The sequence below is a fragment of the Burkholderia plantarii genome (genome assembly GCF_001411805.1).
GTDB lineage: Bacteria > Pseudomonadota > Gammaproteobacteria > Burkholderiales > Burkholderiaceae > Burkholderia > Burkholderia plantarii.
In genome coordinates this window covers 3,183,783-3,210,248 of the sequence record NZ_CP007212.1, presented here as the reverse complement: position 1 = coordinate 3,210,248, position 26,466 = coordinate 3,183,783, and the positions used below count along the sequence as shown (strand labels likewise).

Annotated in this window: 25 protein-coding genes and 1 tRNA gene; 23 read left to right on the top strand and 3 right to left on the bottom strand. The window is 65.7% G+C overall.

Going from position 1 to position 26,466, the window contains the following annotated elements; genetic code table 11:
- The first annotated feature begins 267 nt into the window (after positions 1–267).
- From bpln_RS13695 to bpln_RS13670, 6 genes are all read left to right on the top strand, one after another.
- Positions 268–2,031, top strand: coding sequence for an acetolactate synthase 3 catalytic subunit (locus tag bpln_RS13695; protein ID WP_042625611.1), 1,764 nt, complete (start codon positions 268–270; stop codon positions 2,029–2,031).
- 116 nt (positions 2,032–2,147) lie between these two features.
- Positions 2,148–2,639, top strand: a complete 492-nt coding sequence (ilvN, locus tag bpln_RS13690) for an acetolactate synthase small subunit (RefSeq protein ID WP_015876551.1) — start codon at positions 2,148–2,150, stop codon at positions 2,637–2,639.
- Positions 2,640–2,727: 88 nt separating this feature from the next.
- Positions 2,728–3,744, top strand: coding sequence for a ketol-acid reductoisomerase (gene ilvC / locus bpln_RS13685; protein ID WP_042626705.1), 1,017 nt, complete (start codon positions 2,728–2,730; stop codon positions 3,742–3,744).
- A gap of 120 nt (positions 3,745–3,864) precedes the next feature.
- On the top strand, positions 3,865–4,509 hold the full coding sequence (locus bpln_RS13680) for a phosphatidylserine decarboxylase (protein WP_042625610.1): 645 nt from the start codon (positions 3,865–3,867) through the stop codon (positions 4,507–4,509).
- A gap of 16 nt (positions 4,510–4,525) precedes the next feature.
- Positions 4,526–5,389 (top strand): CDP-diacylglycerol--serine O-phosphatidyltransferase, encoded by an 864-nt coding sequence (gene pssA, locus bpln_RS13675; protein WP_042625609.1) that lies wholly within the window; start codon positions 4,526–4,528, stop codon positions 5,387–5,389.
- Positions 5,390–5,742: 353 nt separating this feature from the next.
- Complete coding sequence (locus bpln_RS13670) at positions 5,743–7,287, top strand: 2-isopropylmalate synthase (RefSeq protein WP_042625608.1); 1,545 nt, start codon at positions 5,743–5,745, stop codon at positions 7,285–7,287.
- 99 nt (positions 7,288–7,386) lie between these two features.
- On the opposite strand, the gene bpln_RS13665 is transcribed toward bpln_RS13670, so the two are convergent.
- From bpln_RS13665 to bpln_RS13655, 3 genes are all read right to left on the bottom strand, one after another.
- A complete protein-coding gene (locus bpln_RS13665; RefSeq protein ID WP_055139062.1) occupies positions 7,387–8,919 on the bottom strand; it encodes a SulP family inorganic anion transporter in 1,533 nt (510 codons plus the stop codon).
- Between the two features lie 46 nt (positions 8,920–8,965).
- Positions 8,966–9,637: a carbonic anhydrase gene (locus tag bpln_RS13660; protein WP_055139061.1), complete on the bottom strand. Its 672-nt coding sequence runs from the start codon at positions 9,635–9,637 to the stop codon at positions 8,966–8,968.
- Between the two features lie 446 nt (positions 9,638–10,083).
- Entirely contained in the window at positions 10,084–10,584 is a 501-nt protein-coding gene (locus bpln_RS13655; protein ID WP_042625605.1) for a hypothetical protein, read from the bottom strand.
- A gap of 456 nt (positions 10,585–11,040) precedes the next feature.
- On the opposite strand from bpln_RS13655, the gene rpsO reads away from it, so the two are divergent.
- The 17 genes from rpsO (at position 11,041) to nuoK (ending at position 26,452) form a co-directional block, all read left to right on the top strand.
- Complete coding sequence (rpsO, locus tag bpln_RS13650; protein WP_013698871.1) at positions 11,041–11,310, top strand: 30S ribosomal protein S15; 270 nt, start codon at positions 11,041–11,043, stop codon at positions 11,308–11,310.
- A gap of 320 nt (positions 11,311–11,630) precedes the next feature.
- On the top strand, positions 11,631–13,760 hold the full coding sequence (gene pnp, locus bpln_RS13645) for a polyribonucleotide nucleotidyltransferase (RefSeq protein WP_042625604.1): 2,130 nt from the start codon (positions 11,631–11,633) through the stop codon (positions 13,758–13,760).
- 108 nt (positions 13,761–13,868) lie between these two features.
- A complete protein-coding gene (locus tag bpln_RS13640) occupies positions 13,869–14,888 on the top strand; it encodes an NAD(P)H-quinone oxidoreductase (protein ID WP_055139060.1) in 1,020 nt (339 codons plus the stop codon).
- Positions 14,889–15,024: 136 nt separating this feature from the next.
- Positions 15,025–15,780: a triose-phosphate isomerase gene (tpiA, locus tag bpln_RS13635; RefSeq protein WP_055139059.1), complete on the top strand. Its 756-nt coding sequence runs from the start codon at positions 15,025–15,027 to the stop codon at positions 15,778–15,780.
- An 81-nt stretch (positions 15,781–15,861) separates the two neighbouring features.
- On the top strand, positions 15,862–16,242 hold the full coding sequence (gene secG, locus bpln_RS13630) for a preprotein translocase subunit SecG (RefSeq protein ID WP_042625601.1): 381 nt from the start codon (positions 15,862–15,864) through the stop codon (positions 16,240–16,242).
- A 109-nt stretch (positions 16,243–16,351) separates the two neighbouring features.
- Positions 16,352–16,436 (top strand) — tRNA-Leu (locus bpln_RS13625).
- A 156-nt stretch (positions 16,437–16,592) separates the two neighbouring features.
- Complete coding sequence (locus tag bpln_RS13620) at positions 16,593–16,952, top strand: NADH-quinone oxidoreductase subunit A (RefSeq protein WP_015876539.1); 360 nt, start codon at positions 16,593–16,595, stop codon at positions 16,950–16,952.
- Positions 16,953–17,018: 66 nt separating this feature from the next.
- The gene (locus bpln_RS13615) at positions 17,019–17,498 is read left to right on the top strand and encodes a NuoB/complex I 20 kDa subunit family protein (protein WP_015876538.1); all 480 of its coding nucleotides are present in this window, start codon (positions 17,019–17,021) and stop codon (positions 17,496–17,498) included.
- A 19-nt stretch (positions 17,499–17,517) separates the two neighbouring features.
- Positions 17,518–18,120 carry an NADH-quinone oxidoreductase subunit C gene (locus bpln_RS13610; RefSeq protein WP_042625600.1) on the top strand — a complete coding sequence of 201 codons (603 nt, stop codon included), beginning with the start codon at positions 17,518–17,520 and terminating at the stop codon, positions 18,118–18,120.
- A gap of 9 nt (positions 18,121–18,129) precedes the next feature.
- A complete protein-coding gene (locus bpln_RS13605; RefSeq protein WP_055139058.1) occupies positions 18,130–19,383 on the top strand; it encodes an NADH-quinone oxidoreductase subunit D in 1,254 nt (417 codons plus the stop codon).
- A gap of 162 nt (positions 19,384–19,545) precedes the next feature.
- Entirely contained in the window at positions 19,546–20,031 is a 486-nt protein-coding gene (gene nuoE, locus bpln_RS13600) for an NADH-quinone oxidoreductase subunit NuoE (protein ID WP_042625598.1), read from the top strand.
- Complete coding sequence (gene nuoF, locus bpln_RS13595) at positions 20,028–21,344, top strand: NADH-quinone oxidoreductase subunit NuoF (protein WP_042625597.1); 1,317 nt, start codon at positions 20,028–20,030, stop codon at positions 21,342–21,344. The genes nuoE and nuoF overlap by 4 nt, the downstream gene beginning before the upstream one ends.
- A 100-nt stretch (positions 21,345–21,444) precedes the next feature.
- On the top strand, positions 21,445–23,775 hold the full coding sequence (gene nuoG, locus bpln_RS13590) for an NADH-quinone oxidoreductase subunit NuoG (protein WP_042625596.1): 2,331 nt from the start codon (positions 21,445–21,447) through the stop codon (positions 23,773–23,775).
- Positions 23,776–24,840 (top strand): NADH-quinone oxidoreductase subunit NuoH, encoded by a 1,065-nt coding sequence (gene nuoH, locus bpln_RS13585; RefSeq protein WP_042625595.1) that lies wholly within the window; start codon positions 23,776–23,778, stop codon positions 24,838–24,840. It abuts the gene before it with no gap.
- Between the two features lie 16 nt (positions 24,841–24,856).
- Positions 24,857–25,345 carry an NADH-quinone oxidoreductase subunit NuoI gene (nuoI, locus tag bpln_RS13580; RefSeq protein ID WP_015876531.1) on the top strand — a complete coding sequence of 163 codons (489 nt, stop codon included), beginning with the start codon at positions 24,857–24,859 and terminating at the stop codon, positions 25,343–25,345.
- Between the two features lie 115 nt (positions 25,346–25,460).
- Entirely contained in the window at positions 25,461–26,123 is a 663-nt protein-coding gene (locus tag bpln_RS13575; protein WP_015876530.1) for an NADH-quinone oxidoreductase subunit J, read from the top strand.
- A 17-nt stretch (positions 26,124–26,140) separates the two neighbouring features.
- Positions 26,141–26,452, top strand: a complete 312-nt coding sequence (nuoK, locus tag bpln_RS13570) for an NADH-quinone oxidoreductase subunit NuoK (RefSeq protein ID WP_013698856.1) — start codon at positions 26,141–26,143, stop codon at positions 26,450–26,452.
- Positions 26,453–26,466: the final 14 nt, after the last annotated feature.

Genomic DNA, 26,466 nt, shown 5'->3' with positions numbered 1-26,466 from the left:
AAATTTTCGTGCCGCCCGACACGGCGCGTGGCGCCGGACCGTTGTCGCGGCAACCTGGCGCGTGGCCCGGCGCCGGCCGGCGGTAGATTTTTCCTTGACCACTTGACGCCGACACGATATTGTCGGCGGTTCGCAACATAAGTGATGGTCACATTTGAGGCTGGCCCAAGAAGCCAGCTCGTCAACTGGACGCGCCGCTTGAACCCGAGCCACAAGTTCGGCAGAGAGCACCCGATCAATTTTTTGCCGAAAATTCGAAAGGTCCATATGAACATGCCCAGCGCGGAATTCTCCACGTCGGAACCCGTTTCTGCCCCGTCGAGCGACTCGATCGGCGCCACCGTGCTCATGAAGGCACTGGCCGACGAGAACGTCGAATTCATCTGGGGCTATCCCGGCGGCTCGGTTCTCTACATCTACGACGAACTCTACAAGCAGGACAAGGTCCAGCACGTGCTCGTGCGCCACGAACAGGCGGCGGTGCATGCGGCGGACGCCTACGCGCGTTCGACCGGCAACGTCGGCTGCTGCCTCGTCACGTCCGGCCCGGGCGTGACCAATGCCGTCACCGGCATCGCCACGGCCTACATGGATTCGGTGCCGCTCGTCGTGATCAGCGGCCAGGTGCCGACCGCGGCGATCGGCCAGGACGCATTCCAGGAATGCGACACGGTCGGCATCACGCGCCCCTGCGTCAAGCACAACTTCCTCGTGAAGGACGTGCGCGAGCTGGCCGAGACCGTCAAGAAGGCGTTCTTCATCGCCCGTACCGGCCGTCCCGGCCCCGTGCTGATCGACATTCCGAAGGACGTGTCGAAGATGCCGTGCGAGTACGTGCCGGTCAAGAGCGTTTCGCTGCGCTCGTACAACCCGGTCACCAAGGGCCACTCGGGCCAGATCCGCAAGGCGGTGTCGCTGCTGCTGTCGGCCAAGCGCCCGTACATCTACGCCGGCGGCGGCGTGATCCTCGCGGACGCCGCGCGCGAGCTGAACCAGTTCGCCGACCTGCTCGGTTACCCGGTCACCAACACGCTGATGGGACTCGGCGGCTATCGCGCTTCCGATCCGAAGTTCCTCGGCATGCTCGGCATGCACGGCACCTACGAAGCCAACATGGCGATGCAGCACTGCGACGTGCTGATCGCCATTGGCGCGCGCTTCGACGACCGCGTGATCGGCGATCCGGCGCACTTTTCGTCGCGTCCGCGCAAGATCATCCACATCGACATCGATCCGTCGTCGATCAGCAAGCGCGTGAAGGTCGACATCCCGATCGTCGGCGACGTCAGGGAAGTGCTGAAGGAGCTGATCGAGCAGTTGCAGACGGCCGAGCACGGCCCCGACACCGAGGCGCTCGCGCAATGGTGGAAGGACATCGAGGCCTGGCGCGCGAAGGACTGCCTGAAGTTCGACCGCGAGAGCGAGATCATCAAGCCGCAATACGTGGTCGAGACGCTCTGGAAGCTGACGGGCGGCAACGCCTACGTCTGCTCGGATGTCGGCCAGCACCAGATGTGGGCCGCGCAGTTCTACCGCTTCGACAAGCCGCGCCGCTGGATCAACTCGGGCGGCCTCGGCACCATGGGCTTCGGCCTGCCGGCCGCGATGGGCGTCAAGATGGCCCATCCGGACGACGACGTCGTCTGCATCACCGGCGAGGGCTCGATCCAGATGTGCATCCAGGAGCTGTCGACCTGCAAGCAGTACGACACGCCCGTCAAGATCGTCTCGCTGAACAACCGCTACCTCGGCATGGTCCGCCAGTGGCAGCAGATCGAATACAGCAAGCGCTACTCCCATTCGTACATGGACGCGCTGCCCGATTTCGTGAAGCTCGCCGAGGCGTTCGGCCACGTCGGGATGCGCATCGAAAAAACCGCCGATGTGGAGCCGGCGCTGAAGGAAGCGCTGCGCCTCAAGGATCGCACCGTATTTCTCGACTTTCAGACCGATCCGACCGAGAACGTCTGGCCGATGGTCCAGGCCGGCAAGGGCATCACGGAGATGCTGCTCGGATCGGAAGATCTGTAACGGCGCCGCCGCGCGTCGCGCCCCGCGCCCCGCCTTCACGAAGGGCGGGCGCTGCCGGGTGGCGCGCGCCGCGCATTCGAACTGAATCAGTCGAGACCTATCGGGAACAAGCGAACATGAGACACATCATTTCCGTGCTGCTGGAAAACGAACCGGGCGCGCTGTCGCGCGTCGTCGGCCTGTTCTCGGCACGCGGCTACAACATCGAAACCTTGACGGTGGCGCCGACCGAAGATCATTCGCTGTCGCGTCTGACCATCGTCTCCATCGGCTCCGACGACGTGATCGAACAGATCACGAAGCATCTGAACCGCCTGATCGAGGTGGTGAAAGTGGTGGACCTGACCGACGGTGCCCACATCGAGCGGGAGCTCATGCTGATCAAGGTACGAGCGGTAGGCAAGGAACGCGAAGAAATGAAGCGGATGGCGGATATCTTCCGCGGCCGCATCATCGACGTGACCGAAAAAACCTACACAATCGAATTGACGGGCGCGAGCGACAAGCTCGACGCATTCATCCAGGGGCTGGACGCCGGCGCGATTCTCGAAACCGTGCGCACCGGCAGCTCGGGCATCGGTCGCGGCGAGCGCATCCTGAAGGTCTGATGCGGCCGTATCGAACGAAGCCGGTGGCGCCGTCATGCCCCGGTGATCCCAATCATTGAACACACTAATGTACTGCGAAGGAACCATCATGAAAGTTTTCTACGACAAGGACGCCGACCTCTCCCTCATCAAGGGCAAGCAGGTCACGATCATCGGCTACGGCTCGCAAGGCCATGCCCACGCGCTGAACCTGAAGGACAGCGGTGTGAACGTGACGGTCGGCCTGCGCAAGGGCGGCGCGTCGTGGAGCAAGGCCGAGAACGCCGGCCTGGCCGTCAAGGAAGTCGCTGAAGCCGTGAAGGGCGCCGATGTCGTCATGATGCTGCTGCCGGACGAGCAGATCGCCGAGGTCTACGCCAAGGAAGTCCACGCCAACGCCAAGCAAGGCGCCGCGCTGGCATTCGCGCACGGCTTCAATGTCCACTACGGTCAGGTGATCCCGCGCGTCGATCTGGACGTCATCATGATCGCGCCGAAGGCCCCGGGCCACACGGTGCGCGGCACCTACTCGCAAGGTGGTGGCGTGCCGCACCTGATCGCCGTGGCGCAGGACAAGTCGGGGTCGGCGCGCGACATCGCGCTGTCGTACGCGGCAGCCAACGGCGGCGGTCGTGCCGGCATCATCGAGACCAACTTCCGCGAAGAAACCGAAACCGACCTGTTCGGCGAACAGGCCGTGCTGTGCGGCGGTACCGTCGACCTGATCAAGGCCGGTTTCGAAACGCTGGTCGAAGCAGGCTACGCGCCCGAAATGGCATACTTCGAGTGCCTGCACGAACTGAAGCTGATCGTCGACCTGATCTATGAAGGCGGCATCGCCAACATGAACTACTCGATCTCGAACAACGCCGAGTACGGCGAGTACGTGACGGGCCCGCGCATCGTCACGGCCGAGACCAAGAAGGCCATGAAGGCGGTCCTGACGGACATCCAGACGGGCGAGTACGCGAAGAGCTTCATCCTCGAGAACAAGGCCGGCGCCCCGACGCTGCAATCGCGCCGCCGCCTGACCGCCGAGCATCAGATCGAGCAGGTCGGCGCGAAGCTGCGCGCGATGATGCCGTGGATCGCGAAGAACAAGCTGGTCGACCAGTCGAAGAACTAAGCTTCCGATGGATGGCCGGCCCCGTTTTCGCGGGCCGGCTCAGGAAAAGCCGCCCGAAGGCCGCAGTGCCCCGGGCGGCTTTTGTTATGCTACGGGCTTTGCAATCCAACGAACCACTCCATGAACTATCCTCATCCGATCATCGCGCGCGAAGGCTGGCCGTTCATCGCGATCGCTGCCGTCGTCGCGCTGTTGATCCATGCAGTCGCGGGGTTCGGTCTCGCCTGGCCGTTCTGGCTGCTGCTCATCTTCGTGGTGCAGTTCTTCCGGGACCCGGCCCGGCCGATCCCGACCCAGGCCAACGCCGTGCTGTGCCCGGCCGACGGGCGCATCGTCGCGGTCGAGACCGCGCATGATCCGTATGCGAACCGCGAGGCGCTCAAGATCAGCGTGTTCATGAACGTGTTCAACGTCCACTCGCAGCGTTCGCCGGTGGATGGCGCCATCACCAAGGTCGAATATTTCCCGGGTGCGTTCCTGAACGCGGCGATCGACAAGGCCTCGACCGAGAACGAGCGCAACGCGGTGGTGATCCACACGGGCAGCGACCACATCGTCACCTCGGTGCAGATCGCCGGGCTGGTGGCGCGCCGGATCCTCTGCTACGTGCGTGTGGGCGAGCCGCTCACGCGCGGCCAGCGCTACGGCTTCATCCGCTTCGGCTCACGGGTGGACGTCTACCTGCCGGTCGGCAGCCGCGCCCGCGTCTCGATCGGCGAAAAGGTCTCCGCATCGTCGACGATTCTCGCTGAATTGCCGCTGTAAGCGGCAGGGAGGCCCGATGGCTGCATTCAAACCGCGCCGGCCGCGCAACGGCAAGTCCCTGCCGCGGTCGTTCCGCCACAACAAGGCGCTCGGCGCCGACACGTCGAGTGCCGAACCGCGCCGTGCCGCGCGCCAGCGGTTCCTGCGCACGCGTGGCATCTACCTGCTGCCGAACGCGTTCACCACGGCCGCGCTGTTCTGCGGCTTCTTCGCCGTGGTGCAGGCGATGAACGTGCGCTTCGAGATCGCGGCGATCGCGATCTTCGTGGCGATGGTGCTCGACGGCATGGACGGGCGCGTCGCGCGCATGACGCACACGCAAAGCGCGTTCGGCGAGCAGTTCGACAGCCTGTCGGACATGGTGTCGTTCGGCGTCGCGCCTGCGCTCGTGATGTACGAGTGGGTGCTGAAGGACCTCGGCCGCTGGGGCTGGCTCGCCGCGTTCGTCTACTGCTCGGGCGCCGCGCTGCGGCTCGCGCGCTTCAACACCAACATCGGCGTGGTCGACAAGCGCTTCTTCCAGGGCCTGCCGAGCCCGGCCGCGGCCGCGCTGATCGCCGGCTTCGTCTGGCTCGCCACCGACAATCGCGTGCCGCTCAAGCTCGGCTGGCTGCCGTGGGTCGCGTTCGTGCTGACCATCTACGCGGGCGTGACGATGGTGTCGAACGCGCCGTTCTACAGCGGCAAGGCGCTCGACGTGCGGCACCGCGTGCCGTTCGCGGCGATCCTGCTGGTGGTGGTCGCGTTCGTGCTCGTCTCGTCCGATCCGCCGCTGATGCTGTTCGGCCTGTTCGTGCTGTACGGTCTGTCCGGCTACGTGTTCTGGGCCTACATGGCGATTCGCGGGCGCGCCAACCCGGCGCGCTCGGCCAAGTCCTGACGCTGGCACTGCCCCAGTCGGAGCGACCCGATGGTGACTCCGGCGCAACGGGGTCACATGTTGTTTCCCGCGACGGCGGCCCCCGGGCCGCCGTTTTGCCGCTCGCCGCCGGCTCGGCGTGCCGCCCGATTGCATGCGTCCGGGAATGCCGCTATATTCCCCGCCATGATTTTGTTTTCCCGCCTTTCCTTCCTTCGAGCCGCCGCGCCCCTATGCGCCGCGGCGTCGGCGCGCCTGCCGCGCTGAGCGTTTTCGCCCCTCGTCGAGCTTCGTCGCTTGTCTGTCGAGCGTCGCCAGCGGTGGCGCGAACTCCATCGTTTCGTTGCACCCACAAGATCCCCGGAGTCTCCCCCATGACCGACAAACTGATTATTTTCGACACGACCTTGCGTGACGGCGAGCAGTCGCCCGGCGCGTCGATGACGAAGGAGGAAAAGATCCGCATCGCCAAGCAGCTCGAGCGGATGAAGGTCGACGTGATCGAGGCCGGTTTCGCGGCCAGCTCGAACGGCGATTTCGACGCGATCCACACCATCGCGGGCCTCGTCAAGGACAGCACGATCTGTTCGCTGGCGCGCGCCAACGACAAGGACATCCAGCGCGCGGCTGACGCGCTGAAGCCGGCCGAGAGCTTCCGGATCCACACCTTCATCGCCACCTCGCCGCTGCACATGGAGAAGAAGCTGCGCATGACGCCGGACCAGGTGTTCGAGCAGGCACGCCTTGCCGTGCGCTTCGCGCGCAAGTTCACCGACAACGTCGAGTTCTCGCCCGAAGACGGCAGCCGCTCCGACATGGATTTCCTCTGCCGCGTGCTGGAGGCCGTGATCGCCGAGGGCGCGACCACCATCAACATCGCCGACACGGTCGGCTACGGCGTGCCCGAACTGTACGGCAACCTCGTGAAGACGCTGCGCGAGCGGATCCCGAATTCGGACAAGGCGATCTTCTCGGTCCATTGCCACAACGACCTCGGCATGGCGGTGGCGAACTCGCTGGCCGGCGTGCAGATCGGCGGCGCGCGCCAGGTCGAATGCACCATCAATGGCCTCGGCGAGCGTGCCGGCAACACCTCGCTCGAAGAGATCGTGATGGCGGTGAAGACGCGCCGCGACTACTTCGGCCTCGACGTCGGCCTCGATACCACGCAGATCGTGCCGGCCTCGAAGCTGGTCTCGCAGATCACCGGCTTCGTCGTGCAGCCGAACAAGGCGGTGGTCGGCGCGAACGCGTTCGCGCACGCCTCGGGCATCCACCAGGACGGCGTGCTGAAGGCGCGCGACACCTACGAGATCATGCGCGCCGAAGACGTGGGCTGGACCGCCAACAAGATCGTGCTCGGCAAGCTGTCCGGCCGCAACGCGTTCAAGCAGCGCCTGCAGGAGCTTGGCGTGTCGCTCGACAGCGAAGGCGAACTGAACGCCGCGTTCATGCGCTTCAAGGATCTCGCGGACCGCAAGGCCGAGATCTTCGACGAGGACATCATCGCGATCGTCTCGGAGGAATCGGCGCTCGCGCACGAACACGAGCATTACAAGTTCGTGTCGCTGGCGCAGCGCTCGGAGACGGGCGAGCAGCCGCACGCGAAGGTCGTGTTCGCGGCCGGCGGCGACGAGGTGACGGGCGAGGCGCGCGGCAACGGGCCGGTGGACGCGACGTTCAACGCGATCGAGACCGAGGTGGGCAGCGGCGCCGAACTCGTGCTGTATTCGGTCAACGCGATCACGACCGGCACCCAGGCGCAGGGCGAGGTGACCGTGCGGCTGTCGAAGAGCGGCCGGATCGTCAACGGCGTCGGCACCGATCCCGACATCGTCGCCGCCTCGGCGAAGGCGTATCTGTCGGCGCTGAACAAGCTGCACTCGAACGTCGACAAGCTGAACCCGCAGCTGTCCTGAGGGTTCGCCGGCCCGGGCGGCTGCCGCCCGCGCAAGGCAAGCCAGGAAGACACGACGCCCCACGCGGCCTGCGGCCCGTGGGGCGTCGTCGTTTCCGTGTCATTGCGGCGCCGGGCTGCGCAGCGCGCCGAAGCGCCAGCGTCCATCGTGCGCGCGCACCGGCTGGCGATAGTCCACGTTGATGCCGCGCGCCGGCGCGTCGGCCACGAACGCGTCGATCAGCTCGCGCACGTCGTGATCGAGATAATCGGCGCGCGTCGCATCGATGATCACCACCGCGCCGTCCGGGATCTGCCGCAGGTCGTGCTTGACGCGCACCTTGCCGAGGAACGACACATCCTTGCGGAACGTCAGCAGGTAATGGTCGTCGTGCCGCGCGAGCGTGGCCGGGTTGCGCAGGTTCGCGAGCGCGACGGCCAGCACGCTGCAGACGATGCCGAGCCCGATGCCGGCCAGCAGGTCGATCGCGAGCACCCCGGCGATCGTCGCCACGAACGGCACGAACGCGGCCGGCCCCTGCCGGGCCACGGCCGCGAACAGCGCCGGCTTCGCGAGCTTGAAGCCGGTGTGGATCAGGATCGCGGCGAGCGTCGCGAGCGGAATCAGGTTGATGAGCCCGGTCAGCAGGAACACGCTGGCGAGCAGCAGCACGCCGTGGACCACGGCCGAGATCCGGCTTTGCGCGCCGGCATGGACGTTGACCGAGCTGCGCACGATCACCGAGGTGATCGGCAGGCCGCCGACCGCGCCGGCCACCAGGTTGCCGATGCCCTGCGCCTTCAGCTCGCGGTCCGGCAGCGGCGCGCGGCGCTTCGGATCGATCTGTTCGACGGCCTCGAGCGAGAGCAGCGTCTCGAGGCTGGCGACGATCGCGAGCGTGACGGCGACGCGCCAGACCGCCGGGTTCCAGAGCTGCGCGAAATGCGGGCCGAGTTCGAGGTTCGTCAGCGCGCCGCCGAGCGCGGCGAGCGAATCGAGCGCCGGCAGCGCGACGCGGTGTTCGGCGGGCGGCGCGAACGCGGGCGCGAGCGCGTCGAGCGCGAGCGTCGCGGCGATGCCGAGCGCTACCACCACCAGCGGCGCCGGCAGGTTGCGGACCAGCGCGAAGCGGCGCAACGCGCCGGAATCCCAGGCCACCAGCAGCGCGAGCGAGGCCAGCGCGAGCGCCGCGGCGGCGAGCGCATGCGTGCCGAACGGCGCGGCGCCGCCGTGCAGGCCGAGCGCGAACGGCACCTGTTTGACAATTAGCAGCAGGCCGATCGCGGCCAGCATGCCCTTGATCACCGGCGACGGCACGTAGGCCGCGAGCCGGCCCGCGCGCAGCAGGCCGAGGCCGAGCTGCAGCAGGCCCGACAGCGCGACGGCGAGCAGGAAGGCCGGGAAGCCGCCGAGCTGCGCGATGCCGTCGACGACGATCACGACGAGCCCGGCCGCGGGGCCGCTCACGGACAGCGACGAGCCGCTCAGCAGCGCGACCACGAGGCCGCCGACGATGCCGGAGACGAGCCCCGCGAACGGCTCGACGCCGGAGGCGTTGGCGATGCCGAGGCACAGCGGCAGCGCGACGAGGAACACCACGGTGCCGGCGACGGCGTCGCGCGGGAACGTGGAGAGGAGGGTGCGTGGATTCATGGTGTCGGGATCGGGCTGGGCGAGGTGAGGGGCGGGCGGACGTGGCTCAGGCGGCCTGCAGCACGCCGGCGCGCGACGTGCCGTGCGGCATCCCGGCGGTGTCTGCTGCATCTGCGGAGCGGCCGTCGGCATCCGGATAGCCCGACGTCAACACCTTCAGCAGGCCGTCGGACAGCGAAAAGATCCAGCCGTGGACGAGCGGCGCCGGATCGCCGTCCCGCACGATCGGGCTCTCGCGCAGCAGGCGCACCTGCTCGTGGACGTTCAGCTCGGCGAGGCGATCGGCGGCGCGGTCGGCTGGCAGGCCGTCGAGCGTGGCGCGATGGCGGCTCGCGAGCGCGCAGAGCGGCGCGATGCGACGCGCCACATGCGGCAGGTCGGCCGGCGGCGGCAGCAGCGACGCGCGCACGCCGCCGCAACCGTAATGGCCGCAGACGATGACGTGGTCGACCTTCAGGACGCGCACCGCGTATTCGAGCACGCTCGCGCCGTTGTCGTCGCCGGGCTGGAACAGGTTCGCGATGTTGCGGTGGACGAACAGCTCGCCTGGCGCGCTGTGGGTGATCGCCTCGGCGGGCACGCGGCTGTCGGAGCAGCCGATCCAGAGTACGCGCGGGTTCTGGCCCTGCGCGAGGCCGTCGAAGAAGCCGGGCGCGCGCTCGGCGGTTTCGCTGGCCCAGGCGGCGTTGGCGGCTAACAGGCTTTTGGCGCGATTCATTGAGGAATCCTTGTTGATTGAATGAAAAGGCGACAGCGTACGGCGGGCTGATATCCCGATTCTTTCTAAATTGAAAGCTTGTTCGGTGGGATCTTAGGGGTTTGTCTCGATGCGCGGCGGCGCTGAAACATTCTGTTTCAATTTGCGAGCCCGGCGGTAATCGATGCACCATTTTCGGTAACGCCGTGCCGGTTCAAGGTGCATTGCCGTGTGACGAAAGCTGGCGACCACATTGGATTGCCGGAGAAGGCCGGCGCCGTATCACAAAATAATGAACGATTTGTTTTAATGATTTTTCGTGAAACGGATTCGAACGATTTCGCCGTGTGGCAATCAAGAAAAAGGCCATTCCGCGTGAGCGAGAATGGCCAGTGATAAAAACCTGTAAAAAACGACAGCTGTCCGATTACATCGGATTCAATCGACGTCGCGCCGTCGAATCGTGCTCAGAACGCCGTGCGACGGTCCGGATCGTGCAGCGGGTCGGGCGTCTTCTGCGTGAGCCGCAGAATGCCCTGGTCGTCGAAGTAGAAGCTGTAGAGCATGTACCAGACGTTGTCCTCGAGATACCGGTAGGTCCATACCTCGCGTTTCATCAGCGGGAAGTAGGAGGTTTCCTCCGGGCGTCCGAAGTTGACGAGCACGTCGGCCTTCTTCCACTTGCCGATCTCGGCGCGATAGAACTCGTTGGGCTGCAGCGCCTGGCGCATGCTCAGCACCTTGCCGGCCGCGTCGACATCGGCCGTGGTGGTGGTTTCGCCCATCGGCTGGGTCGGCCACATCAGTCGCTTGCCGCCGCCGGGCAGGTCGTAGACTTCGGCGGGCGGACCCAGCCGCGCCACGAGCGCCGACTGGTCCTCTCCCGCCTGATAGCGCTGCCACGGTTGCACGCAGCCGGCGAGCAGCGTGGCCACCGCGGCAAGCAGTACGGGAAGTCGTCGAAACATGCTGGTCTCCGTGGAATGCGATGCCGCTGTTGTATCACGTCGCACACCGGCGTGCTCGCTCGCCGGGGGCGATACGCTGACGCCGCTTCGTGCCTCGCGGTACCGGTGCGCCGCCGTGCCGGGATGATCCGGCCCGACCGGCTTCGACGGGCCACCGCGGCGGTGCCGGTATGATGCGGAGCCGGCCATGGCTGGAAGCGCCGAGGCGTGCCGATTGCCTGCCGGATCAGAGCGGAATCGCCATGCGCCGCTCGCTGCCGATGGTGCCGGCAGCAGCGCCCACGGCACGCACCAGGCCGCATCGGACGGCCGGATCGCGCGCCCGCCGCGGCATGTGGCGGGCGGAGCAGGCAGGGGGCTTAGACGGGAAAGAGAGTTGTGCTACAATGCCGGCCGGTTGTCAATCACGGCACGGCCATTCTTCCGTGTCCGCCTGTTAGCTAGAAAGGAAATCACATGTCGGTTGCAGATATCAAGAAGTCGGATGTTGTTGCTCAGTTCGCGCGTGGCGCCAACGACACGGGTTCGCCCGAAGTCCAGGTCGCGCTGCTCACCGCGCGTATCGTCGAACTGACGGGTCACTTCAAGACCCACGCGAAGGATCACCACAGCCGCCGCGGCCTGCTGCGCATGGTGAGCCGCCGCCGCAAGCTGCTCGACTACCTGAAGGGCAAGGATGCCGACCGCTATCGCGCGCTGATCGAGAAGCTGGGTCTGCGTAAGTAAGCGGGGCGCGTTCGCCTCCCGGAAATGCCTGTGTCAGTCCGCTGATGCAGGCATTTTGTTTTTCAGCGGTACGCAACGTCTCGCCGTAGCACGTACCGCGGGTGCCCGCCCGGCTGATCGGGGCGGTCCGCCCACCGGCCTGGCTGCCGGGTGGAGCTTTGTGTCATTCCAGGGCGATGTCCGCCGCCGCGGCGCTGCCGGCCTCGCGCTGGAATGGCATAAAAAACACACCTCTTCCCGCCGCGCCAGGTCGCACCACCGCCGCGCCAGTCGATTTCCCGCGCGGCGCATGCCATCCATGAACAAAACAAGGAGCGACCATGTCTCTGTTCAACAAGATCGTGAAGGAATTCCAGTGGGGCCAGCACAAGGTTCGCCTCGAAACGGGTGAAATCGCCCGTCAGGCGAGCGGCGCCGTGATCGTCGACGTCGAGGACACCGTGGTGCTCGCGACCGTGGTCGGCGCGAAGAGCGCGAAGCCGGGCCAGGATTTCTTCCCGCTGACGGTCGACTACATCGAGAAGACCTACTCCGCCGGCAAGATCCCGGGCGGCTTCTTCCGCCGCGAAGGCCGTCCCTCGGAGCACGAGACGTTGACCTCGCGCCTGATCGATCGTCCGCTGCGCCCGCTGTTCCCGGAAGGCTTCTACAACGAAGTCCAGGTCGTGATCCACGTGCTGTCGATCAACCCGGAAGTGCCGGCCGACATCCCCGCGCTGATCGGCGCGTCGGCCGCGCTGGCCATCTCGGGCCTGCCGTTCAACGGCCCGGTCGGCGCCGCGCGCGTGGCCTACATCGACAGCCAGTACGTGCTGAACCCGACGCGTGACCAGATCAAGGCCTCGAGCCTCGACCTCGTCGTCGCCGGTACGGAACGCGCGGTGCTGATGGTCGAATCGGAAGCCCAGCAACTGCCGGAAGACGTGATGCTCGGCGCGGTCGTGTTCGGCCACGAGCAGATGCAGGTCGCGATCGACGCGATCCACGAGCTGGTCCGCGAAGGCGGCAAGCCGGAATGGAACTGGCAGCCGGCGCCGAAGGACGAGGCGCTGATCGCCAACATCACGGCGGCGGCACAGGCCGATCTGCTGGCTGCCTACCAGATCCGCGACAAGCAGGCTCGCTCGGCCAAGCTGAAGGAAGTCTACGCATCGACCTCGGCCAAGCTCGAAGCCGATGCGGCGGCAGCGGGCACCACCGCCGCCGACAAGGCGACCGTCGGCAACGTCCTGTTCGACATCGAGGCGAAGATCGTCCGTTCGCAGATCCTGAACGGCGAGCCGCGCATCGACGGCCGCGACACGCGCACCGTGCGCCCGATCGAGATCCGCACCGGCGTGCTGCCGCGCACCCACGGCTCGGCGCTGTTCACGCGCGGCGAGACGCAGGCGCTGGTGGTGGCGACGCTCGGCACCAAGGGTGACGAGCAGATCATCGACGCGCTCGAAGGCGAATACCGCGACCGCTTCATGCTCCACTACAACATGCCCCCGTTCGCGACCGGCGAAACGGGCCGCGTCGGCTCGCCGAAGCGCCGCGAAATCGGCCACGGCCGCCTCGCCAAGCGCGCGCTGGTGGCGTGCCTGCCGAGCGCCGAGGAATTCGGCTACTCGATCCGCGTCGTCTCGGAAATCACCGAGTCGAACGGTTCGTCGTCGATGGCGTCGGTCTGCGGCGGCTGCCTCGCGCTGATGGACGCGGGCGTGCCGATGAAGGCGCACGTCGCCGGCATCGCGATGGGCCTGATCCTCGAGGACAACAAGTTCGCGGTGCTGACCGATATCCTCGGCGACGAAGATCACCTCGGCGACATGGACTTCAAGGTCGCGGGCACCGAAGCCGGCGTGACGGCCCTGCAGATGGACATCAAGATCCAGGGCATCACGAAGGAAATCATGCAGGTCGCGCTCGCGCAGGCGAAGGAAGGCCGCATGCATATCCTCGGCAAGATGAAGGAATCGGTGTCGGGTGCGAACACGACGCTGTCCGAATTCGCGCCGCGCATGATTACCGTCAAGATCAATCCGGAAAAGATCCGCGACGTGATCGGCAAGGGCGGTTCGGTGATCCGCGCGCTGACGGAAGAAACCGGCACGACGATCGACATCTCCGACGACGGCGTCGTGACCATCGCGAGCACGAGCAGCGAAGGCATGGCCGAGGCGAAGAAGCGCATCGAGCAGATCACGGCCGAGATCGAAGTCGGCCAGGTCTACGAAGGCGCGGTGCTGAAGCTCCTCGACTTCGGCGCGATCGTGAACCTGCTGCCGGGCAAGGATGGCCTGCTGCACATCTCGGAGATCGTCAACGAGCGTGTGAAGGACATCAACGACTACCTGAAGGAAGGCCAGGTCGTGAAGGTCAAGGTGATCCAGGTCGACGAGAAGGGTCGCGTGCGCCTGTCGGCGAAGGCGCTCCTGAACGAGCAGAACGACGCACCGCAGCAGTAAGCGCAACGAAAGCGGCCGGCCCCTCAACGGGCCGGCCGTTTTTCATGCAGGATGGACGGGCTTGCGCCGATTCCGGCCCAAGCCCGTCCCTATCTTGGAGCGACGCAAATGAAAGCGATCGAAATCACCGAATTCGGCGCCCCCGACGTCCTGAAGCTCGTCGAGCGGCCCCGGCCCGATCCGAAGCGCGGCGAAGTGCTCATCAAGGTGGCGGCCTTCGGCATCAACCGGCCCGACGTGTTCCAGCGCAAGGGCGCCTACGCGCCGCCGCCCGGGGCCTCGGACCTGCCCGGGCTCGAGGTGGCGGGCGAGATTGTCGACGGCGAGCTCGGCGAGGGCGCGGCGAATCCGTTCGGCCTGAAGATCGGCGATCGCGTCTGCGCGCTGCTCGCGGGCGGCGGTTACGCCGAATACGCGACTGCGCCGCTCGCGCAGTGCCTGCCGGTGCCAGCCGGACTCTCCGACGTCGAGGCGGCGTCGCTGCCGGAGACGTTCTTCACGGTCTGGAGCAACGTGTTCGATCGCGCGCAGCTCGGCCGCGGTGAAGGCCGCGACGAGGAAACGCTGCTCGTGCAGGGCGGCTCGAGCGGGATCGGCGTGACGGCGATCCAGATCGCGCACGCGCTCGGCTATCGCGTGCTCGCAACCGCCGGCACTGACGAGAAGTGCCGCGCCTGCGAGGCGCTCGGCGCGGAGCGCGCGATCAACTACAAGACCGAGGATTTCGTCGACGTCGTCAAGTCGCTGACCAACGACCGTGGCGTCGACGTGATCCTCGACATGGTGGCCGGCCCCTACGTGCCGCGCGAACTGAGCGCGCTCGCGGACGGCGGGCGGCTCGTCGTGATCGCGCTGCTCGGCGGCGCGAAGGCCGAGGTCAGCCTCAACGAGATCCTGCGCCGCCGGCTCACGATCACCGGTTCGACGCTGCGCCCGCGCCCGGTCGAGTTCAAGGCGAAGATCGCCGCGAACCTGAAGGAAACGGTCTGGCCGCTGATCGAGAACGGCTCGGTGCGCCCGGTGATCTACCGCGTGCTGCCGGCCGTCGAGGCCGCCGCCGCGCATGCGCTGATGGAAAGCAGCGAGCACGTCGGCAAGATCGTGCTCGAATGGGGCGCGAGCGCTTGACATTCGTGGTTTGACCGGTTCTCGTGCGTCGAAGTAAAATCGCGGGTTTGCTTCGTCGGATCAAGGCCCTGGCGTGCGTGCGAGGGGCCGATTGCGGGGCGGTCGCGACGAGATTCAGTTCGAGATACGAGAGACGATGTCGACACAACGAGTGAAGCGGGTAATCGGTAACTGGAAGATGCACGGCCGTCTCGACGGTAATCGCGAACTGCTGGGCGAACTGCTCGAGGGCGCGCACGCCGTGCCGGCCGCCGTCGGGATCGGCGTGTGCGTGCCGTTTCCGTATCTGGCGCAGGTGGGCGAACTGCTCGCCGGCAGCCGCGTCGCGAGCGGCGCGCAGGACGTGTCGGCGCACGAGCAGGGCGCGTACACGGGCGAAGTCGCCGGTGCGATGATCGCCGAGTTCGGCGCGCAGTACGTGCTGGTCGGTCACTCCGAGCGCCGCACCTATCACGGCGAGTCGAGCGATCTGGTCGCGGTGAAGGCGCAGCGCGCGCTGGCCGCGGGGCTGACCCCGGTGGTCTGCGTCGGCGAAACGCTCGCCGAGCGCGAGTCGGACGCGACCGAGGCGGTCGTCGGCGCGCAGCTCGACGCGGTGCTCGCGCTGCTGTCGGATGACGAAGCGGCGCGCATCGTCGTCGCCTACGAGCCGGTGTGGGCGATCGGCACCGGCAAGAGCGCGAACTCGGAGCAGGCACAGCAGGTGCATGCGTTCCTGCGTTCGCGTCTCGCGGCGAAGGGTGTCGCGCAGGTCTCCGTGCTGTACGGCGGCAGCGTGAAGCCGGACAATGCGGGCGAGCTGTTCGGCCAGCCGGACATCGACGGCGGCCTGATCGGCGGCGCGTCGTTGAAGAGCGGCGATTTCCTGGCGATCTGCCGCGCGGCGCAATAAGCGCCGCGGCGGAAGCCGGCGGTTTTTTGAATCCGGGGCGGCGCGCGGGGCGCGCGGTTTCCCACTATTCGGGTGAGTGAGATGTCTGTTCTGAAAGTCTTGATTATCGTGGTGCAGATCCTGTCCGCGCTCGGCGTGATCGGCCTCGTGCTGCTCCAGCACGGCAAGGGTGCCGACATGGGTGCCGCGTTCGGCAGCGGCGCGTCGGGCAGCCTGTTCGGCGCGACCGGTTCGGCGAATTTTCTGTCGCGTACCACCGCGGTCCTCGCAACGATATTCTTCATCGCCACGCTCGCGCTGACCTACCTCGGCTCGTACAAATCGTCGCCGTCGATCGGCCTGCTCGGCACGCCGGGCGCGCCCGCATCCGCGCCAGCGGCGGCAGGCTCGCAGCCCGCGGCGGCTTCGGCACCGGCCGCGAGCTCGGCCGCCTCGGCCCCGGGTCAGGACGTCCCGAAATAAAAGGCAAAAAAAGCGCGAAGAATAGTTGATCAGTTTTGAAACCCGGGTTAGAATTTATTTCTTGAAGCGATTCGCAGGAAACAAGAAGGTCTTCCCGGGTCGCAGTAGTGCCGACGTGGTGAAATTGGTAGACACGCTATCTTGAGGGGGTAGTGGCGAAAGCTGTGCGAGTTCGAGTCTCGCCGTCGGCACCAAGAATACGCAATGCCAGCCAGCTTTCTCTGGCTGGCATTTTTCATTTCAGGCCCCCGTCCTTGTGATATCCGGGGATGGCATGCAGTCCGAAATGACCCTTTCTCCGGAAGGTGATATGCTCCGGAACGATCAGAACTAACCGATAGAGGATTGCCTTGAACCTCGCTGCCTATTACCCCGTCTTGTTGTTCCTCATCGTGGGTGTTGGATTGGGTGTGGCGTTGGTCGGCATCGGCAAGATTCTCGGTCCCAGCAAGCCCAACAACGAAAAGAACTCACCATACGAGTGCGGTTTCGAGGCCTTCGAGGATGCGCGCATGAAGTTCGACGTGCGCTACTACCTGGTTGCTATCCTGTTCATCATTTTCGATCTCGAGACCGCTTTCCTGTTTCCGTGGGGTGTCGCCCTCCGTGACATCGGCTGGCCTGGCTTCATGGCCATGATGATTTTCCTGCTCGAATTCCTGTTGGGCTTCGCCTACATCTGGCGAAAGGGCGGCCTCGACTGGGAGTAATGGGCGGATCAATCACCGGTTTGCGTGAGGCGGCCACTCTCCGCCGCCTGTCAGGAGTGGAAAGCAATGAGTATCGAAGGGGTCTTGAAGGAAGGGTTTGTCACCACGACGGCTGACAAGCTGATCAACTGGACGCGCACCGGGTCACTGTGGCCCGTCACGTTCGGTCTCGCGTGCTGCGCGGTCGAGATGATGCATGCGGGCGCGGCCCGCTACGATCTCGACCGGTTCGGCGTGGTGTTCCGTCCGAGTCCGCGCCAGTCCGACGTGATGATCGTCGCCGGCACGCTCTGCAACAAGATGGCGCCCGCCCTGCGGCGCGTCTACGACCAGATGGCCGAGCCGCGCTGGGTGATCTCGATGGGATCGTGCGCGAACGGCGGCGGCTATTACCACTATTCCTACTCCGTCGTGCGCGGCTGCGACCGCATCGTGCCCGTCGACGTCTACGTGCCAGGGTGTCCGCCGACTGCCGAGGCGCTTGTCTACGGCGTGATCCAGCTGCAAGCGAAGATCCGCCGGACCAGCACCATCGCCCGTCAATAAAAGTCCGAGCACCCACAATATGGCAAGCAAAATCGAGACCCTCAAAGCCAACCTCGAGGCGGCGCTCGGCGAGCGCGTGGTCAGCCTGACCGAGGCGGTGGGCGAACTCACGCTGGTGGTGCGCGCGCGCGACTATGTCGACGTCGCCACGCTGCTGCGCGACGATCGCAAGCTCGGCTTCGAGCAGTTGATCGACCTCTGCGGCGTCGATTACCAGACCTACGGCGACGGCGCCTACGATGGCCCCCGCTTCGCGGCGGTGCTGCAGCTGCTGTCGATCACCAACAACTGGCGTTTGCGCCTGCGCGTGTTCGCGCCCGACGACGATCTGCCGATCGTCGCGTCGATGGTCGACGTCTGGAGCTCGGCGAACTGGTACGAGCGCGAGGCGTTCGACCTCTACGGCATCGTGTTCGAAGGCCATCCGGACCTGCGCCGCATCCTGACCGACTACGGCTTCATCGGCCATCCGTTCCGCAAGGATTTCCCGCTGTCCGGCTACGTCGAAATGCGTTATGACCCGGAAGAGAAGCGCGTCGTCTACCAGCCCGTGACGATCGAACCCCGCGAGATCACGCCGCGCGTGATCCGCGAGGATCGATACGGCGGTCTGAAACATTGAGAGGACGACATGGCTGACATCAAGAACTACACGCTCAACTTCGGCCCGCAGCACCCGGCCGCGCACGGCGTGCTGCGCCTCGTGCTCGAACTCGACGGCGAAGTAATCCAGCGCGCCGATCCGCACATCGGCCTGCTGCACCGCGCGACCGAAAAGCTCGCCGAGAACAAGACCTTCATCCAGTCCGTGCCGTACATGGACCGTCTCGACTACGTGTCGATGATGGTGAACGAACACGGCTACGTGCTCGCGATCGAGAAGCTGCTCGGCATCGACGTGCCGGAGCGCGCGCAGTACATCCGCGTGCTGTTCGACGAGATCACGCGCGTGCTGAACCACCTGATGTGGATCGGCTCGCATGGCCTCGACGTCGGCGCGATGGCGGTGTTCCTCTACGCGTTCCGCGAGCGCGAGGACCTGATGGACGTCTACGAGGCGGTGTCGGGTGCGCGCATGCATGCGGCCTACTACCGTCCGGGTGGGGTTTATCGGGATTTGCCCGATGTCATGCCGCAATACAAGGCGTCGAAGATTCGCAACGAGAAGGCGCTGTCGAAGATGAACGAGGCGCGCCAGGGTTCGGTGCTCGACTTCATCGACGATTTCTTCACGCGCTTCCCGAAGTGCGTCGACGAATACGAAACGCTGCTGACCGACAACCGGATCTGGAAGCAGCGTCTCGTCGGGATCGGCGTGGTGAGCCCCGAGCGCGCGTTGCAGCTCGGCCTGACGGGCGCGATGCTGCGCGGCTCGGGGGTCGAGTGGGACCTGCGCAAGAAGCAGCCCTACGAAGTCTACGATCGCCTCGATTTCGACATTCCGGTCGGCGTGAACGGCGATTGTTACGACCGTTATCTGGTCCGTATCGAAGAGATGCGGCAGTCGTGCCGCATCGCGAAACAGTGTATTGAGTGGCTGCGGAAGAATCCGGGCCCGGTGATGACGGACAATCACAAGATTGCGCCGCCCAAACGTGTCGACATGAAGTCGAACATGGAAGATCTGATTCACCACTTCAAGCTGTTCACCGAAGGTTTCCACGTGCCGGAAGGCGAAACCTACGCGGCGGTCGAGCACCCGAAGGGCGAATTCGGTATCTATCTCGTGTCCGACGGCGCGAACAAGCCGTACCGGCTGAAGATTCGCGCACCCGGCTACGCGCACCTCTCCGCGCTCAACGAAATGGCGCATGGCCACATGATTGCCGACGCGGTCACGATCATCGGTACGCAGGACATCGTGTTCGGCGAGATCGACCGTTGATCGCCACGCCGTTCGCGTCGAGCGGGCGGCGAGCAGCAAGGCTTCGCGATGCGCGCAGTGCCGGCGCGCCGCGGGCAGTCAACAGTGAGCGCCAGGTCTGCCGTTGCGCATCCCCGCGGCAGGTTGTTCGTTCGGTAGGAATTGAATGAGTCGTGTCTGAAAATGATCTCAGCTGAAGGCCTGAAAGAAATCGATCGCGTGGTGGCCAAGTATCCCGCCGATCAGAAACAGTCCGCCGTGATGTCGGCGCTGGCCGTGGCTCAGGAAGAGCACGGCTGGCTGTCGCCCGAACTGATGCAGTTCGTGGCGGACTATCTCGGCATGCCGGCCGTCGCCGTGCAGGAAGTGGCGACCTTCTACACGATGTACGAGCTCAAGCCGGTCGGCAAGCACAAGATCACGCTCTGCACGAATCTCCCGTGCCAGCTCGGCCCGCATGGCGGTGCCGAGGCGACGGCCGATTATCTGAAGCAGAAGCTCGGTATCGACTTCGGTGAAACCACGCCCGACGGCAGGTTCTCGCTGAAGGAAGGCGAATGTTTCGGCGCCTGCGGCGACGCGCCGGTATTGCTGCTCAACAATCACAAGATGTGCAGCTTCATGAGCCGCGAGAAGATCGACCAGCTGCTTGAGGAGCTCTCGAAATGACGTCTTTGCACGATCGTCACATCAAACCGCTGATTCTCGCGAACCTGAACGGCGAGAACTGGCGTCTCGAAGACTACGTCGCGCGCGGCGGCTACCAGCAGCTGCGTCGCATCGTGGAAGAAAAGATCCCGCCCGAGCAGGTGATCGCCGACGTCAAGGCGTCGGGCCTGCGCGGCCGCGGCGGTGCGGGTTTCCCGACCGGCCTGAAGTGGAGCTTCATGCCGCGCCAGTTCCCGGGCCAGAAGTATCTGGTCTGCAACTCGGACGAAGGCGAGCCGGGCACGTTCAAGGATCGCGACATCCTGCGCTGGAACCCGCATGCCGTGATCGAAGGCATGACGATCGGCGCCTACGCGATGGGCATCACGGCCGGCTACAACTACATCCACGGCGAGATCTTCGAAGTGTATCGACGCTTCGAGGCCGCGCTCGAGGAAGCACGCGCAGCCGGGTATCTCGGCGCGAACATCCTCGGCTCGGAGTTTTCGTTCCAGCTCAACGCGCACCATGGCTACGGCGCGTATATCTGCGGCGAGGAAACGGCGCTGCTCGAATCGCTCGAAGGCAAGAAGGGCCAGCCGCGCTTCAAGCCGCCGTTCCCGGCGAGCTTCGGCGTGTACGGCAAGCCGACCACCATCAACAACACCGAGACCTTCGCGGCCGTGCCGTTCCTGCTCGCGGTCGGCCCGCAGAATTACCTCGAGCTCGGCAAGCCGAACAACGGCGGCACCAAGATCTTCTCGGTGTCGGGCGACGTCGAGCGTCCCGGCAACTATGAAGTGCCGCTCGGCACGCCGTTCTCGGCGCTGCTCGAACTGGCGGGCGGCATGCGCGGCGGCCGCAAGCTGAAGGCGGTGATCCCGGGAGGGTCGTCGGCGCCGGTGATCCCGGGCGACACGATGATGCAGATCGACATGGACTACGACTCGATCGCGAAGGCCGGCTCGATGCTCGGTTCGGGCGCGGTGATCGTGATGGACGAGACGCGCTGCATGGTGCGGGCGCTGCTGCGCCTGTCGTACTTCTACCACGAGGAGTCGTGCGGCCAGTGTACGCCGTGCCGCGAAGGCACCGGCTGGCTGTACCGCGTGGTGAAGCGGATCGAGAACGGCGAAGGCCGCAAGGAAGATCTGGACCTGCTGAACTCGGTGGCCGAGAACATCATGGGCCGTACCATCTGCGCGCTCGGCGACGCGGCGGCGATGCCGGTGCGCGGCATGCTCAAGCACTACTGGGACGAATTCGCGTACCACATCGAGCACAAGCACTGCATGGTCGGGACTCATTCGCACGCGCCGGCCGTCGCGGCCTGACGTGAAAGCCGGCGCAGTCCGGCCAACCCGATTGCGGAACATCAGCGCCCGGCGGGCGAGGGCGCGAGCGAGCGTAAAAGGTTAAGGACCATACATCATCATGGTTGAACTTGAGATAGACGGGAAGAAGGTCGAGGTGCCCGAAGGCAGCATGGTGATCCAGGCTGCGCACAAGGCAGACAAGTATATTCCGCACTTCTGCTACCACAAAAAGCTGTCGGTTGCGGCTAACTGCCGCATGTGTCTCGTTGACGTCGAGAAGATGCCGAAGGCCGTGCCGGCCTGCGCGACGCCGGTGTCCGCCGGGATGATCGTACGCACGCACTCGGAAAAGGCAGTGAAGGCGCAGCAGGCGGTGATGGAATTCCTGCTGATCAACCATCCGCTCGACTGCCCGATCTGCGATCAGGGCGGCGAGTGCCAGCTGCAGGATCTGGCGGTCGGTTACGGCAAGTCGTCGTCGCGCTATCGCGAGGAAAAGCGCGTCGTGTTCCACAAGAACGTCGGCCCGCTGATCTCGATGGAAGAGATGTCGCGCTGTATCCACTGTACGCGCTGCGTGCGCTTCGGCGAGGAAGTGGCCGGCGTGATGGAGTTCGGCATGCTGGGCCGCGGCGAGCATTCGGAGATCACCACGTTCGTCGGCAAGACCGTCGATTCCGAGTTGTCGGGCAACATGATCGATCTGTGCCCGGTGGGCGCGCTGACGAGCAAGCCGTTCCGCTTCAGCGCCCGCACCTGGGAATTGTCGCGCCGCAAGTCGGTGAGCCCGCACGATTCGGTCGGCGCGAACCTGGTGGTGCAGGTCAAGAACAACCGCGTGATGCGCGTGCTGCCGCTCGAGAACGAAGCCGTCAACGAATGCTGGATCTCGGACAAGGACCGCTTCTCGTATGAAGGACTGAACAGCGAGGATCGTCTCACCAAGCCGATGCTGAAGCAGGGCGGCGAGTGGATCGAGACCGACTGGCAGACCGCGCTCGAATATGTCGCGAAGGGCCTGAAGGGCATCGCGGCCGATCATGGCGCGAACGCGCTGGCCGCGCTCGCGAGCCCGCACGCCACGCTCGAGGAACTGTTCCTCGTCAAGCAGCTCGCCCGCGAGCTGAAGGTGCCGAACGTCGACTTCCGCCTGCGCCAGACCGATTTCTCGGCGCCGGTATCGGGCGCGCCGTGGCTCGGCATGCCGATCGCCGACCTGTCGAACCTCGATTCGGCGTTCGTGATCGGCTCGATCCTGCGCCGCGACCATCCGCTGTTCGCCGCGCGCCTGCGCCAGACCGCCAAGGCCGGCGCGCAGATCCACCTCCTCAACGCGAGTGGCGACGACGCGCTGATCCCGTCGGCCAAGCGCATTGTCGCGGCGCCGTCGGGCTGGCTCGAGGCGCTGGCCGGCATCGCCGCGGCGGTCGCCAAGGCGAGCGGCGGCGCGCTGCCGGACGCGATCGCGGGCGTCGAGGCCTCGGCCGAGGCCGAGCGTGTCGCGCAGTCGCTCGCGAGCGGCGAACGTCGCGCGGTGCTGCTCGGCAACGGCGCGGTGCGCCATCCGCAGTTCGCGCAACTGCATGCGCTCGCGCAGTGGATCGCCGAGCACACGGGCGCGACGCTCGGCTTCCTGACGGAAGCGGCCAACACGGTTGGCGCGCATCTCGCCGGCGTGCTGCCGGGCGAGGGCGGCCTGAACGCGAGCGAGATGTTCGCGCAGCCGCGCAAGGGCTACCTGCTCGTCAACGTCGAGCCCGAATTCGACACGGCTGATCCGATCGCCGCGCGCGCGGCGCTCGACCAGGCCGAGATGGTGGTCGTGATGTCGCCGTTCAAGTACGGCACCGACTACGCCGACGTGCTGCTGCCGATCGCGCCGTTCACCGAGACGGCCGGCACCTTCGTCAACGCCGAAGGCCGCGCGCAGTCGTTTAACGGCGTGGTGCGCCCGCTCGGCGACACGCGCCCGGGCTGGAAGGTGCTGCGCGTGCTCGGCAGCCTGCTCGGCCTGCCGAACTTCGAATACGAGACGTCCGATGAAGTGCGGCTCGCCGCGCTCGGCGACGGCGACATCGCCGCGCGCCTGTCGAACGCGACCTCGGTCGTGCCGGCACGCGCCGCCGCGCAGCCGGCCGCCGGCGCGCTCGAGCGCCTGTCCGACGTGCCGATCTACCATGCCGATCCGCTCGCGCGCCGTGCCGGCGCGCTGCACCTGACGGTGGCGGCGAAGGCCGCGCATGCGGTGGGCCTGCCCGCCGCGCTGTTCGACAAGCTCGGCCTCGCCAACGGCGACGCGGTTCGCGTGAGCCAGGGCGGCCGCTCGGTGCAGCTGCCGGCGGTGCGCGATGCGAATCTGGCCGAGACGGTGGTTCGCGTGTCGGCCGCCACGCCCGCCGGTGCGGTACTCGGCGGCCAGTCCGGTGAACTCGTGGTGGAGAAGGCGTAAATGAGCTTGTTCGATACGATCAACTCGGGTGGTACCGCGCTGCTCGGCGTGGCATGGCCGACCGTATGGGCGCTCGTGCGCATCCTCGTGGTCGCCGTGGTGATCCTGCTCTGCGTCGCGTACCTGATCCTCTGGGAGCGCAAGCTGATCGGCTGGATGCACGTGCGGCTCGGCCCGAACCGCGTGGGCCCCGGCGGCCTGCTGCAGCCGATCGCCGACGTGCTGAAGCTGCTGCTGAAGGAAGTGATCCAGCCGACCGCCGCGAGTCGCTGGCTGTACCTGATCGCGCCGGTGATGACGGTGGTGCCGGCGTTCGCGGTCTGGGCGGTGATTCCATTCCAGGCCGGCGCGGTGCTCGCCAACATCAACGCGGGCCTGCTCTACGCGATGGCGATCTCGTCGATCGGCGTGTACGCGGTGATCCTCGCCGGCTGGGCGTCGAATTCGAAGTACGCGTTCCTCGGCGCGATGCGCGCGGCCGCGCAGATGGTGTCGTATGAAATCTCGATGGGCTTCGCGCTGGTGCTGGTGCTGATGACGGCCGGCAGCCTGAATTTCTCCGAGATCGTCGCCTCGCAGCAGCACGGCTACTTCGCGCACCACGGCATCAACTTCATGTCGTGGAACTGGCTGCCGCTGCTGCCGGTGTTCGTCATCTACTTCATCTCGGGCATCGCGGAAACGAACCGCCACCCGTTCGACGTGGTGGAAGGCGAATCGGAAATCGTGGCCGGTCACATGATCGACTACTCGGGGATGGGCTTCGCGCTGTTCTTCCTCGCCGAGTACATCAACATGATCGTGATCTCGGCGCTGGCCGCCACGCTGTTCCTCGGCGGCTGGGACTCGCCGTTCAGCTTCCTGTCGTTCATCCCGGGCATCTTCTGGCTCGTGGCGAAAGTCTTCTTCCTGCTGTCGGTGTTCATCTGGGCCCGCGCGACGTTCCCGCGCTTCCGTTACGACCAGATCATGCGTCTCGGCTGGAAGATCTTCCTGCCGATCTGCGTGATCTGGGTGGTGGTGGTCGGCTTCTGGATGATGTCGCCGCTGAATATCTGGAATTGAGAGGGCGGATCCCATCATGACGGCTATCCAACATTTCTTTAAGACCTTCTTCCTGACCGAGTTGCTCAAGGGGCTCGCGCTGACCGGACGCTACACGTTCAAGCGCAAGTTCACGGTGCAGTTCCCGGAAGAGAAGACCCCGATCTCGCCGCGCTTTCGCGGGCTGCATGCGCTGCGCCGCTACGAGAATGGCGAGGAGCGCTGCATCGCCTGCAAGCTCTGCGAGGCCGTGTGCCCCGCGATGGCGATCACGATCGAGTCGCAAACGCGTGCCGACAACACGCGCCGCACCACGCGCTACGACATCGACCTGACCAAGTGCATCTTCTGCGGCTTCTGCGAGGAGAGCTGCCCGGTCGATTCGATCGTCGAGACGCAGATCCTCGAGTATCACGGCGAAAAGCGCGGCGACCTGTATTTCACGAAGGAAATGCTGCTCGCGGTCGGTGATCGCTACGAGAAGGACATCGCGGCCGCCAAGGCCGCCGACGCGCCGTATCGATGAGCTGGACGGGCCGGCCCGGGAAGGGCAGGCCCGGGAGCGCCGCGGCAACGGTGCGCGGCACGTTGCAGTGCCCGAGAACCGTGCCTGACCAAGGCCTAACGATGAACCGGTAACCATGGACTTCACGACCGTACTCTTCTACATCTTCTCGCTGCTGCTGGTGATCTCGGCACTGAAGGTGATCACCGCGCGCAACCCCGTGGCTTCCGCGCTTTTCCTCGTGCTGGCGTTCTTCAACGCGGCCGCGATCTGGATGCTGCTCGAGGCCGAATTCCTCGCGATCCTGCTGGTGCTGGTCTACGTCGGCGCGGTGATGGTGCTGTTCCTGTTCGTCGTGATGATGCTCGACATCAACGTCGACGTGCTGCGCCGCGACTTCCGCCGCTTCGTGCCGATGGCCACCGTGGTGGGCGCGATCATCGTGGTCGAGACCGCGCTGATCCTCTGGCGCGGCTACGGCGCGACCGCCTCGCCGGTGCGCGACGTGGCCTCGGGTGCGCTCGCCAACATGTCGAACACGCGCCTGATCGGCAAGGTGATCTACACCGATTACATCTTCGCGTTCGAAATCGCGGGCCTGGTGCTGCTGGTGGCGATCATCGCGGCGGTCTCGCTGACGGCGGGCAAGGGCAAGTACCGCAAGCGCCAGAACGTGTCCGAGCAGATCCGCGTGCGCCGCGAGGACCGCGTGCGCCTCGTGAAGATGGCGGCCGAGAAGCCGCAGCCGCCGGAGGCCGCCCCGGCCGAAGCCGATCCCGCCGCGGCGACCAAAGGCTGAGCGAGGAGAATCGAACCATGTTGAACCTGACCCTGGCCCACTATCTCGTGCTCGGCGCGATCCTGTTCGCGATCAGCATCGTCGGCATCTTCCTGAACCGCCGCAACATCATCGTGATCCTGATGGCGATCGAGTTGATGCTGCTCGCGGTCAATACGAACTTCGTCGCGTTCTCGCACTATCTCGGTGACGTGCATGGACAGATTTTCGTGTTCTTCGTGCTCACGGTGGCGGCGGCGGAGGCAGCGATCGGCCTGGCAATCCTGGTCACGCTGTTCCGCAAACTCGACACCATCAATGTCGAGGATCTCGACCAGCTCAAGGGCTAATCTCAGGCGAGTCT